Source organism: Kytococcus sp. HMSC28H12 (genome assembly GCF_001816045.1).
Taxonomy (GTDB): Bacteria; Actinomycetota; Actinomycetes; order Actinomycetales; family Dermatophilaceae; genus Kytococcus; species Kytococcus schroeteri.
The window spans coordinates 1-10,246 of the sequence record NZ_KV824697.1 but is presented as its reverse complement, the minus strand read 5'-3'; the positions used below and the strand labels follow the sequence as shown (position 1 = coordinate 10,246).

Below are 10,246 nucleotides of genomic sequence, written 5' to 3'. Positions count from 1 at the left end.
CCGGGCGGTCGCGCCGCGGGCCGCTCCCCCGCACGGGCTCCCGGGCCCGTGCCACGGGAGTGCGCCTGGCCTCCGGCGAGGTGGTGCCGGCCGACGTGGTGGTGAGCTGCGCCGACCTGCACCACACGGAGACCGCGCTGCTGCCGCCGCACCTGCGCACGGTGGACCACGCGGCCTGGGCGCGGCGCACCTCCGGGCCGGGGGCGGTGCTCGCGCTGCTGGGCGTCCGCGGGCGGCTGCCGCAGCTGGCTCACCACAACCTGTTCTTCACCGCCGACTGGGACGCCAACTTCGCGGCCATGTTCGGCCCCGACGCGCAGACCTGTCCCGCGGTCCCCCGCCCGGCCAGTGCGTACGTGTGCATGCCCTCGGCCACCGACCCCTCCGTGGCGCCGGCGGGGCACGAGAACCTCTTCGTGCTGGTGCCCGTCTCCCCCGATGCTGCGGACGGCACCTCGGTGGGGCGCGGCGCCATCGGGCCGGACGGGGCGCGCGGCCCCGGTGACGAGGCCGTCGAGCAGGCGGTGGACGACGCCATCGCGCAGGTGGCCGAGTGGGCCGGCATCGACGACCTGGCCCAGCGGGTGGTGGTGCGCCGCACCATCGGACCCGGGGACTTCGCGGACGAGTACAACGCCTGGCGGGGCAACGCGCTGGGCCCTGCGCACACGCTGTGGCAGTCGGCCTTCCTGCGCGGCCCGGTGACCAGCCGCCACGTGGACTGGTTGCTCTACGCCGGGGCCACCACCGCGCCGGGCGTGGGGCTGCCCATGTGCCTCATCAGCGCGCAGAACGTGGTGAAGGCGCTGCGGGGCGACCACTCCGCCGGCCCGATGGACCCCGCCACCTGGGTGGGCGCCGACGGGCGTGTGGCGGCTGACCGCGTTACCGGGGGCGGTGCTTGATGCCGGGGCTGTACCTGGCGGCCATCGCCGTCTCTGAGCTGGGGATGCTCCTCATCGACCGCCGGTGGCGGCTGTACCTCTGGGCCGATGCGCGGCGCGCGCTGCGGGTGCAGGTGGTGGGCGTGGGCATGTTCCTGGTCTGGGACGCGGTGTGCATCGCCCTGGGCATCTTCATGCGTGGGCCGGGGCCGTGGCAGACCGGGCTGCTGCTGGCGCCGGAGTTGCCCGTGGAGGAGCTGGCCTTCCTGTGGTTCCTGTGCCACTTCTCGATGGTGGTGTTCACCGGCATCGAGCGGGTGCTGGCCGCGCGGGGCGAGCGTGCAGGGCGGCAGGTGCACCGGTGACCTACCTGTGGGTGAACCTGGCAGTGCTCGCCGTCGTCGGCCTGGTGGCGTGGTGGGCGCTGCGCGGCGTGGCCGGGCCGGTGCGGCGCCGCGGTGTGCTGGCCGCGGGCCTGGCGATGGCGGTGAGCCTGGTGTTCACGGCGGTGTTCGACTCGCTCATCATCGCTGCGGGCATCGTGGGCTACGACCGGGCGCACCTGGTGGGGTGGTTCGTGGGGCGTGCGCCGGTGGAGGACTTCGCGTACGCGGTGGCCGCGCTGGTGCTCCTGCCGGCGTTGTGGCTGGCGTGGCGGCGGGGAGGTGAGCGGTGAGCCTGCTGCGGACGCTGTTCTGGACCGCGCGGCCCGTCTCGTGGGTGAACACGGCCTATCCCTTTGGCGCGGCGTACCTGCTGGCCGGTGGCTCGTGGAGCGACTGGGTGTTCTGGGTGGGCGTGCTGTTCTTCGCGGTGCCCTACAACCTGGCCATGTACGGCATCAACGACGTGTTCGACCACGCCTCGGACCTGCTCAACCCGCGCAAGGGCGGCGTGGAGGGCGCGCTGGCCGATACGGCGCACCACCGGGCCATCCTGGCCGCCTCGGTGCTGGGGTGCGTGCCGGTCGTGGTGGCGCTGCTGGCCGCGGGGACGGTGGCCTCCGGGGTGGCGCTGGCGGTGACGATGTTCGCGGTGGTGGCGTACTCGTGGGCCGGGCTGCGGTTCAAGGAGGTGCCCTTCCTGGACTCGGCCACCTCGGCCACGCACTTCGTGGGGCCCGCGGTGGTGGGCGCGCTGGTGCCGGGCGGGCCCGTGCCGGGCGTGGGCTGGGCGGTGCTGGCGGCGTTCTTCGCGTGGTCCATGGCCAGCCACGCCTTCGGCGCGGTGCAGGACGTGACCGCCGACCGGGCGGCCGGCATCGGGTCCATCGCCACGGTGCTCGGCGCGCGGGCGACGGTGCGCGTCTCGACGGGGCTGTACGTGCTGGCCGCCGGGCTGATGCTGGCCGCTCCACTCCCCTACACGCTGCTGGCCGTGGTGCCCCTGGCCTACGTGGCCAACGTGGCGCCGTTCCGGAACCTGCCCGACCCACGGTGCGAGGAGGCGCACCGCGGGTGGGCGAGGTTCCTGTGGCTCAATTACGCCGCCGGGTTCGTGGTGACGATGGTGCTGGTCGTCGGCGTCCTCAACGGCTGAGGGTGCGACCTCAGGCGCGGCCGTCCACCACCTCGTCCACGTGCTGCTTGGCCTCGGCCAGACCCGCACCGGTCTGCTCCCGGTGCAGCTTGATGGCCGCGATCTGGCGGCCCGACAGGGCCAGCTGGCGCACCTCGTCCGACACCGCCGGCTCCGGCGCCACGAAGCGCAGGTCGGCCCCGGTGGCACGGGCCAACTCCGCCACCTGCGCCTCGAGGGTGGCCACCCTGCGCCGCAGGCGGACCACCTCCCGTTCGGTGTCCACGCCGCCGGTGAGGCCGAGGAAGTTCGCGATGCCCATGCCGTCAGCCTTTCACGTCGCAGGGCCCGGTCGATGGGGTGCCGCCGGCGCGTACGGTGAACACGGCCCCAGCCCATCCCCCCCGAGAGGAACCCCGTGCCCCACACGCCCGACCCCGAGCCCACCACTCCCCCGGCCGACTGGCACCCCAGCATCCGCGTGACCGCCATGCCGGCCGACGCCAACCCGTACGGAGACATCTTCGGTGGCTGGCTCATGTCGCAGATGGACCTGGCGGCCGGGTCCCTGGCCTCCCTGCGGGCCAAGGGCCGTGCCGCCACCGTGGCGGTGGACAGCATGTCCTTCGTCCGGCCGGTGACCGTGGGCGCCGAGGTGACGGTCTACACGCACCTGGAGCACGAGGGCCGCACCTCGATGAAGGTCGCCGTGCAGGCATGGGCTCGCGACCGCCATTCTGAGGCCGAGGAGCTCATCACCTGCGGGCTGTTCACCTTCGTGGCCACCGACGACAACGGCCGCCCGCGCCCCCTGCCGCAGGTCGGCTGAGGCCTCAGACCGCCGGGCGCCGCCACAGCGTGAGGTGCGCGCCCGGGGCCGCCGGGTCGTCGAGCTCCCGCTCGGCCACCATCCCGCGCGCCTCCAGGCTGCCCGCCAGGTCGGGCCGCGCGTGCCCCGGGCGGTGCTCGTAGTGGTCGTGGTCCTCGTACAGCAGGTGCCCGTCGGCATCGAGCCAGCGGTAGGTGAACACCCCGTATCCGCTGCCGTCCGGCGCGGTCTCCACGTGCCCGCCGTGCTCGATGGTGTGCTCCCCCAGCCGCGTGCTGCCGCGGTAGTCCTGCACCGCTGCGGCGTCCTCCTCGGCCTCCCCCAGCGACGACTCTGTGAGCAGCGCCCCGCCGGGCACCAGCGCCCCCACCAGGGCGTTCAGCGTGGCCTCCCAGTGGTCCGGCTCCACCATGCCCAGGGCCCAGAACGCGGTCACCAGGTCCACGAAACCGGTGCGCGTGAGCTCGTGCGCCGCCACGGGGTGGACCGTCACCTGCCGCTGCAGGTCCCCCTCCTCGGCGATGCGGGTGAGCAGTGCGATGCGCATGCTCCGCGACGGCTCCACGGCGTGGACCGGCACCCCCGGCCAGGTGCGCGCCATCGCCAGGGTGGGGGTGCCGCTGCCGGCACCCACGTCGAGCACGCCCACCCGCGGCGGGGAGATGTGTGGCAGCAGGCCCTCGACGCGGTGGCGCACCTGGGCGCCGTGGTTGAGCTCGTAGAACTGGGCGCCGACGGCGATGGCGTCGTACGGGTCGGTGTGTCGCATGCGCATCCCCTCGATGTGCGAACGGTTCTCACCCAAGGGTAGGCGAGGCGCCTGCGGTGCTCAGGTGAGCAGAGCGTTGAGCCGCGGGTCGCGGGCCTGCAGCACGAACCAGGGGCTGAAGGCGAACGGTGTTGCACGGAGTGCGGCCACGGCATCGGTCCAGGGCGCCCACGCGGTCTCGGCCACCTCGTCGGGGTTGGGTGAGGGCAGCGTGGCCGGGTCCACCAGCAGGTCGGCCACGTAGACCGGGCACACCTCGTGCTCCACCACCCCGCCGGCATCGACCGCCCGGTAGCGGAAGTCGGGCAGGGCGGGCACCGGCGCGCCCACCGCATCGGCCGGGATGGTGAGCTCCTGGGCCAGGCGGCGGCGGATGGCGCCCTCGTCGGACTCCCCCGGCGCCGGGTGGCCGCAGCAGGTGTTGGTCCACACCCCCGGCCAGGCCACCTTGCCCAGTGCGCGGCGGGTGAGCAGCACGCGGCCGTCGGGCGTGCGCAGGTGCACGGAGAACGCGCGGTGCAGGGGTGTGGCGTCGGTGTGCACCTCGGCCTTGTCCGCGGTGCCGATGACGGAGCCGTCCTCGGCCAGCAGCTCCACCAGCTCGGGGGTCTCGGTCTGCGCGCGCCCGGTCATGGCGCGACCCTAGTCGGCTTGGTCAGGAGCCGGGTGACGGTCGGGCTGTTCGTGTGAGGCTGCCGGGTTGGCGAGGCCTGGCTGTGGGTGGGAGGCGCCCCGAGACCACGCCCCCCCGCCGCCTCGCCGAGCCCCGAGACAGCCCACGGTGGGCAACCGGTTGACCTGGGGACTGTTGCAGGGTCGACCGGTTGCCCACGGTCGCCAGGGGTGTGGCCGCGCGCACCAGGCGCGTCAACGCCCCCCACCACCCCGCGCTGGCCGGCGTCCTCGGCGCTCGTCCGCGGTCTGGAATCGCCGGCCCTGGCATGCGACGAGGGCCGCACCCCTGCTGGGATGCGGCCCTCGATTCTGTGTCCGGAGGGGGACTTGAACCCCCACGCCCTTTACGGGCACTAGCACCTCAAGCTAGCGCGTCTGCCATTCCGCCACCCGGACGAGTGGTGCCACCCACCTCGGTGGGCAACGACAGAGAACTTTAGCACGCGGTTGCCGGTGCTCCGCGCCACTGGGTCGATCATGTGCGCCGGTCCAGAGGGCGACCGTGCCCGCGGCGCGCCACACGTCCCCGACCTGCTGCGCGTAGTCCACGAAGGCGAGCGCCAGGACCACCGAGCTGGCCAGCAGGAGAAGGCCCGCGGCGACGGCCCCTCAGATGTTGTACGGCGACCGAGGACTCACTGGCCGCCCCGGTCGCCGCGGGTTGACGAGGACGGGCATGTGCCCCATGCGCGTGGAGCTGCGGGGCGCCAGGAGGGTGGCCTCGTGGGACTCCCCGTGGAACACGTACCGGCCGGTGACGCGGTGCTTCTCGGTGTCGTCGCTGTCGGCCGCCTCCTCGGCGACCACCCGCGCCATCACCTGGTCCGTGGCGCGCGCCCGCCTGAGGGGCTGCTGCAGGCTACCCCTGCGTACACGCCGCTCAGGAGCACGCCCATCACGCCGTAGGCCGTCAGTTCTCTGGTGTCCATCCCCGGTGTCCCTCCTCGTGCTGCTGGTTGGTCGTGGTCGGCGGGTCAGGCCGTGGCCCAGATGGCGATGCCGGCGAGCGCCCAGACCACGCCACCTGCCAGCAGCACCAGGCCGGCAACGCGCACGACGGCGTGGCGTCGCGGACCGAAGGCCCAGGACCAGCCGGCGCCTGCCAGCGCCGGCCCCGTCGCCATCATCACGACTCCCCCGAAGATGCCGGCCACCAAGGGTGCAGTCGACTCGATGCCGCGCTCGGCGGCCATGGCCCACGCACCACCGAGGAACACCGCCGCACCCGCCGTGAGCCAGAGAAGCGACCTGGCCAGGCCTGCAGGCGTGGGTGGCCGGTGCTCCCCGGCCTCGACGGGGGGCCGGCGCTCTGCGGGGTCAACCCTCAGCAGCACGGGCTGCCCCGCGGAGACCACCCGCACCATGTGCACCCGGGCACTGTGGGGGCGCCCGTCCAGCTCCCACCCCACGAGCGGGTCGGAGGTGCTCCTGCCGTCGGGGTTCCACGCCGGTGGCTCGATGACGCGGCCCAGCACCTCGGCGCGCCGCGAGCGGCGGGGAGTCAGCGTGGCCGTGCTGGCGTTCCAGAGGGTCATGGCCGGGCCGACCATCGCGACGAAGCCGGCCCACATCGCGAGCCACGGCCAGTCCGGGGGGCCCTGCTCGTCCGGGTCGGCTGGAGGCGGCGGAGCGGTGGGGGCGCGAGAGGGGGACTCCTGCACCGCCGCCACCAGCAGGGCGACGGAGGCGGCCAGGACCACCAGGCCCAGGATCGTTCGTCCCCGGGCGTCGGGGCGGAGCGAGGGATGGGTCGACCCCTGCCAGTCGGAGGCGCCCCAGATGACCTGGGCGGCGCCGTAAATCATGCCCACCAAGAAGCCTGTGAAGCACAGTGTGAAGAGGCGATCGGATGGAGGTGTGAGAACCCACTGCACGGTCAGGAGCCCCAGCCCCGCCGCGATGAGGAGGAGCACGCGAGCCACGAGGTGGAGAAGTCGCGGGGGCGTGAGGCCGTGGGCGCGGCTCGCGAACTGCGGTGGAGTGGGCCAGTCCGCGTACACCACCAGATCGGTCCACTCCTGCGGGTCCGACGGGAAGGAGGTGGTCTCGAACCGGTGGACGCGGCCGGCGGCCGGGTACTCCAGCACCAGGGGCTGGTAGACCACCTTGTCCCCCTCGTGATCAGCCCGGTACGTGGGTGACTGCACCACCCTTGCCTCGACCCGCAGGCGGGGGATGCGCGCCTCGGTCACGTGCCCGGGCCAGGCCCGCAGGGTGCCGATAGCCAGGAGCACCAGGAGGACTCCGACCAGACCTGCCAGGAAGAGTGCCGGATTGATGGTCGACTCCATGCCGACAAGGTTGGCAGCAGGCTGACGGGGAGCCCTCCTCCCCCGGGGTGATACCCCTTGCGGGTGACGCATCACCTACATCTCCTAGGCTGGCCCCATGGCCACCTCCTCGCTCCCCGTCCTGTACCTCTCCCATGGCGCTCCCCCGCTGGCCGACGACCCCACGTGGACCCGCGAGCTGGCCGACTGGTCGTCCCGCATTGAGCGCCCGCGCAGCATCCTCATGGTGAGCGCGCACTGGGAGAACGACCCGGTGACCGTCTCCTCCACCACCGGGGCGCCCCTGACCTACGACTTCTGGGGATTCCCGCAGAAGTACTACGACGTCACCTACGACGCCCCCGCCGCGCCCGAGCTGGCGCAGTCCGTGGCCCGCGCCCTGGCCGAGGCGGGCCCGGTGCACCAGGACCAGGCCCGCGGCCTGGACCACGGCGCCTACGTGCCCCTGGTGGAGATGTACCCCGAGGCCGACGTGCCCGTGCTGCAGGTCTCGATGCCGACCCTCGACCCCCGCGAGCTGTTCACCATGGGCCAGCGCCTGGCGCCCCTGCGGCAGGAGGGCACGCTCATCGTGGGGTCCGGGTTCACCACCCACAACCTGCGCTGGTTCAACCCCGCCGCCGGGACCGACGGCACCCCGCCGAGTGCGTCGGCGGAGTTCGACCAGTGGGCCGCCGAGACCGTGGCCGCCGGCGACGTGGACGCGCTCATCGACTGGGAGGCCAAGGCCCCGGCAGCGCTCCAGGCGCACCCGCGCAGCGAGCACTGGGCCCCGCTGTTCGTGGCCCTGGGGGCGGCGTCGGCCACCTCCACACCGCGGGGCGAGACCGCTGTGGACGGGTTCTGGTACGGCCTGAGCAAGCGCTCCTGGACCTTCGCCTGAGCGCGGGCCCGATGCGGTGACGCGCCGACCGCCCGGGCCTCACCAGGCGGGCGGGTCGGCCGGGCGCAGGTCTGGGTCGTCGTGGGCGAAGGTGCGCACCGGCCCCGGCTCGGTACGCGGCCCCTCGAAGCGCACCGTCACCCGCCCCAGACCGCTGCCCCACACCCACCCGGCGCCGTGCTCGGCGTGCACCACGTCGGAGCCCGTCGGCCACGCGGTGCGCCCCAACCGGGCGTCGTGCGCGTCCTCCGGCTCGGGCGCGGGGGCCTGCTCCACCACGTCCGAGGTGTGGCTCTCCCCCGCCGTCCCCGCCGGTTCGTGCACCTCGAGCGCCAGTTCGCCCTGGCTGTGCTCCACGAACCCGGAGACGCCCACCCCCAGCAGGCGCACCCCCTCGCCCAGGCCCACCGAGCCCACGAGGCGCACCACCGCATCGCCGATGGTGGTCGCGTCGTCGGTGCCGTGGCGCAGCGTCACCGAGCGCAGGTGGGTGGAGAAGTCGTGCTGCCGCAGCTTGAGCGAGACCGTGCGGCCGAACAGCCCGGCCTTGCGCAGCCGCCCCGAGACGCGCTCGGCCAGCAGGCGCAGCTCGGCCTCCACGGCGCGCACGTCGGTGAGGTCGGTGGCGAAGGTCTCCTCGGCCGAGACACTCTTGGCCTCCCGGTGGGTCACCACTTCGCGGTGGTCGACGCCGCGGGCCAGGGCGTGCAGGCCGTGCCCCCAGGACTCGCCGAGGATGGACACCAGGTCGGCCAGCGAGACGCGCCGCAGGTCCTGCACGGTGGCCACCCCGAAGGTCCGCAACCGGTCCCCCGTCGCCGGGCCCACGCCGGGCAGGGCGCGCACGGGCAGCCCGGCCAGGAAGGCCTCCTCCTCGCCGGGCCAGATGACGCGAAACCCGTCCGGCTTGGCGGCCTCGGAGGCCATCTTGGCCATCATCTTGGAGCTGCCGATGCCCACCGACGCCGTGAGCCCGCCGGTGGCCCCCGCGATGGCGGAGCGCAGCTCGCGCGCCACGGCCTCGGCGTCCTGCCGCGACCAGGTCTCCACCGGGTGCGGCGCGTCCCCTGCGGCCAGGTCGGCGTACGCCTCGTCGATGCTCACCTGCTCCACCACCGGCGCCAGGGCGCGCAGGGCGTCCATGGCCGCGCGGCTGCTGGCCCGGTAGGCCTCGCGCCGCCCGCTGAGGAAGGCCGTTCCCCCGGGCGACAGCGCGCGGGCCTGCCAGCCCGGCATCGCCGACCGGATGCCGTACACACGCGCCTCGTAGCTGGCCGTGGCCACCACGCCGCGCCGTCCGGTGCCACCCACCACCACCGGACGCCCCCGCAGGGAGGGCTTGTCGCGTTGCTCCACCGCCGCGAAGAAGGCGTCGAGGTCCACGTGCAGGACCGAGGCGGTGGGGCGCATGCGCACACCGTAGGTGACCGGCGGGTCCCCCTCCGGCAGACGCATTCCACCGTGGCAGAATCCACGCCGTGGTCCAGCAGAGCGCCACGACTGTTCAGCATGTCTGGAGGCTCTGATGCACCACCACCAGGACGAGACCCCGCGCGGGGCGACGCCGGGATCACCCACCCACGGCGACGCGGAGTCCGTGCGCCGCCGGCTGACCGCCGCCCGTGACCTCCCCGAGGCCGCCCGCCAGGCCGAGCTGGCCGAGGTGGTGGCCGACCACCTGCCCTTCGCCCGCCGTCTTGGCCGCCGTCACGCCCCCACGCCCGCGTGGGTGGACGACTGCGAGCAGGTGGCCTGCATGGGGCTGGTGCTGGCCGTCCAGCGCTGGGACCCCTCCCACGGCACCACCCTCTCGACCTTCGCCGTGCCCACCATCGTGGGTGAGCTGCGCCGCTACCTGCGCGACAGCACGTGGTGGGTCCGCCCGCCGCGGGCCGTCCAGGAGTTGGCCCTGCAGGTCCGGGCCACCGAGGACGAGCTGCGCCAGCGGGTGGGCGGGGAGCCCCCTACGGAGCAGGTGGCGCAGCGGCTCGGCGTGGACGAGGCGCAGGTGCGCGAGGCCCGACGGGCCCTGGCCGGGCGCTCCCCCGAGGGGCCCGACGACCAGGCCGAGCCGCGGTGGGTCACCGCCGCCCCGGCCGGCCACGTGGACGAGTGGCTCTCCCTGCAGCCCCACCTGCAGGCCCTGGACCCGCTGGACCGGACGGTGCTGCTGCGCCGCTACCTGGAGGACGAGACGCAGGGCCGCATCGCCGCGTCGATGGGGATCTCCCAGGCCCAGGTGAGCCGGCGGCTGCAGCGGGCCCTGACCACCCTGCGTGCCCAGGTGCAGCAGCAGCGCGGGCAGGACACCGCCTGAGCCGGCGGCGCCGTCCCCGCCGGCGGGATCAGCGCTTCGGCAGGCGGGGCAGCCCGCGGGGACGTCCCTGCGCCCGCCGG

Annotated in this window: 13 protein-coding genes and 1 tRNA gene; 7 read left to right on the top strand and 7 right to left on the bottom strand. The window is 74.2% G+C overall.

The window, feature by feature from the left end; all coding sequences use genetic code 11:
* The 4 genes from crtI to HMPREF3099_RS11630 form a co-directional block, all read left to right on the top strand.
* On the top strand, nucleotides 1–905 hold a 905-nt coding region (gene crtI / locus HMPREF3099_RS11645), incomplete at its 5' end, for a phytoene desaturase family protein (protein WP_141762161.1).
* Entirely contained in the window at nucleotides 905–1,249 is a 345-nt protein-coding gene (locus tag HMPREF3099_RS11640; protein WP_070706233.1) for a C50 carotenoid epsilon cyclase, read from the top strand. The genes crtI and HMPREF3099_RS11640, both read left to right, overlap by 1 nt.
* Entirely contained in the window at nucleotides 1,246–1,560 is a 315-nt protein-coding gene (locus HMPREF3099_RS11635; protein WP_070706232.1) for a lycopene cyclase domain-containing protein, read from the top strand. The genes HMPREF3099_RS11640 and HMPREF3099_RS11635 overlap by 4 nt, the downstream gene beginning before the upstream one ends.
* On the top strand, nucleotides 1,557–2,423 hold the full coding sequence (locus HMPREF3099_RS11630) for a prenyltransferase (protein WP_141762160.1): 867 nt from the start codon (nucleotides 1,557–1,559) through the stop codon (nucleotides 2,421–2,423). Before HMPREF3099_RS11635 ends, HMPREF3099_RS11630 begins: the two co-directional genes overlap by 4 nt.
* Before the next feature lie 10 nt (nucleotides 2,424–2,433).
* On the opposite strand, the gene HMPREF3099_RS11625 is transcribed toward HMPREF3099_RS11630, so the two are convergent.
* On the bottom strand, nucleotides 2,434–2,724 hold the full coding sequence (locus tag HMPREF3099_RS11625; protein WP_083323749.1) for a hypothetical protein: 291 nt from the start codon (nucleotides 2,722–2,724) through the stop codon (nucleotides 2,434–2,436).
* 96 nt (nucleotides 2,725–2,820) lie between these two features.
* On the opposite strand from HMPREF3099_RS11625, the gene HMPREF3099_RS11620 reads away from it, so the two are divergent.
* Nucleotides 2,821–3,231 carry an acyl-CoA thioesterase gene (locus tag HMPREF3099_RS11620; RefSeq protein WP_237769855.1) on the top strand — a complete coding sequence of 137 codons (411 nt, stop codon included), beginning with the start codon at nucleotides 2,821–2,823 and terminating at the stop codon, nucleotides 3,229–3,231.
* Between the two features lie 4 nt (nucleotides 3,232–3,235).
* Here HMPREF3099_RS11620 and HMPREF3099_RS11615 read toward each other — a convergent pair whose 3' ends face one another.
* The 5 genes from HMPREF3099_RS11615 to HMPREF3099_RS11595 form a co-directional block, all read right to left on the bottom strand.
* A complete protein-coding gene (locus HMPREF3099_RS11615; RefSeq protein ID WP_141762159.1) occupies nucleotides 3,236–4,000 on the bottom strand; it encodes a class I SAM-dependent methyltransferase in 765 nt (254 codons plus the stop codon).
* A 60-nt stretch (nucleotides 4,001–4,060) separates the two neighbouring features.
* Nucleotides 4,061–4,633 (bottom strand): isopentenyl-diphosphate Delta-isomerase, encoded by a 573-nt coding sequence (gene idi / locus HMPREF3099_RS11610; RefSeq protein ID WP_070706230.1) that lies wholly within the window; start codon nucleotides 4,631–4,633, stop codon nucleotides 4,061–4,063.
* Between the two features lie 354 nt (nucleotides 4,634–4,987).
* A tRNA-Leu gene (locus tag HMPREF3099_RS11605) sits at nucleotides 4,988–5,071 on the bottom strand.
* A gap of 213 nt (nucleotides 5,072–5,284) precedes the next feature.
* The gene (locus tag HMPREF3099_RS11600; protein WP_070706229.1) at nucleotides 5,285–5,491 is read right to left on the bottom strand and encodes a hypothetical protein; all 207 of its coding nucleotides are present in this window, start codon (nucleotides 5,489–5,491) and stop codon (nucleotides 5,285–5,287) included.
* A 158-nt stretch (nucleotides 5,492–5,649) separates the two neighbouring features.
* Nucleotides 5,650–6,966: a hypothetical protein gene (locus HMPREF3099_RS11595; protein WP_070706228.1), complete on the bottom strand. Its 1,317-nt coding sequence runs from the start codon at nucleotides 6,964–6,966 to the stop codon at nucleotides 5,650–5,652.
* 97 nt (nucleotides 6,967–7,063) lie between these two features.
* On the opposite strand from HMPREF3099_RS11595, the gene HMPREF3099_RS11590 reads away from it, so the two are divergent.
* Entirely contained in the window at nucleotides 7,064–7,849 is a 786-nt protein-coding gene (locus tag HMPREF3099_RS11590; RefSeq protein WP_070706227.1) for a dioxygenase family protein, read from the top strand.
* Between the two features lie 39 nt (nucleotides 7,850–7,888).
* Here HMPREF3099_RS11590 and HMPREF3099_RS11585 read toward each other — a convergent pair whose 3' ends face one another.
* On the bottom strand, nucleotides 7,889–9,259 hold the full coding sequence (locus tag HMPREF3099_RS11585; RefSeq protein ID WP_070706234.1) for a DNA polymerase IV: 1,371 nt from the start codon (nucleotides 9,257–9,259) through the stop codon (nucleotides 7,889–7,891).
* Between the two features lie 115 nt (nucleotides 9,260–9,374).
* Between HMPREF3099_RS11585 and HMPREF3099_RS11580 the strand changes: the two genes are divergently transcribed.
* Nucleotides 9,375–10,166, top strand: a complete 792-nt coding sequence (locus tag HMPREF3099_RS11580) for a sigma factor (protein WP_070706226.1) — start codon at nucleotides 9,375–9,377, stop codon at nucleotides 10,164–10,166.
* The last annotated feature ends 80 nt before the right edge of the window (nucleotides 10,167–10,246 follow it).

Coding starts and splice junctions, on each gene's coding strand:
- HMPREF3099_RS11640 (WP_070706233.1), top strand. CDS start 905: ATGCCGGGGCTGTACCTGGCGGCCATCGCCGTCTCTGAGCTGGGGATG.
- HMPREF3099_RS11595 (WP_070706228.1), bottom strand. CDS start 6,966: ATGGAGTCGACCATCAATCCGGCACTCTTCCTGGCAGGTCTGGTCGGA.
- HMPREF3099_RS11590 (WP_070706227.1), top strand. CDS start 7,064: ATGGCCACCTCCTCGCTCCCCGTCCTGTACCTCTCCCATGGCGCTCCC.
- HMPREF3099_RS11585 (WP_070706234.1), bottom strand. CDS start 9,259: ATGCGCCCCACCGCCTCGGTCCTGCACGTGGACCTCGACGCCTTCTTC.
- HMPREF3099_RS11600 (WP_070706229.1), bottom strand. CDS start 5,491: ATGGCGCGGGTGGTCGCCGAGGAGGCGGCCGACAGCGACGACACCGAG.
- HMPREF3099_RS11615 (WP_141762159.1), bottom strand. CDS start 4,000: ATGCGACACACCGACCCGTACGACGCCATCGCCGTCGGCGCCCAGTTC.
- idi (WP_070706230.1), bottom strand. CDS start 4,633: ATGACCGGGCGCGCGCAGACCGAGACCCCCGAGCTGGTGGAGCTGCTG.
- HMPREF3099_RS11625 (WP_083323749.1), bottom strand. CDS start 2,724: ATGGGCATCGCGAACTTCCTCGGCCTCACCGGCGGCGTGGACACCGAA.
- HMPREF3099_RS11580 (WP_070706226.1), top strand. CDS start 9,375: ATGCACCACCACCAGGACGAGACCCCGCGCGGGGCGACGCCGGGATCA.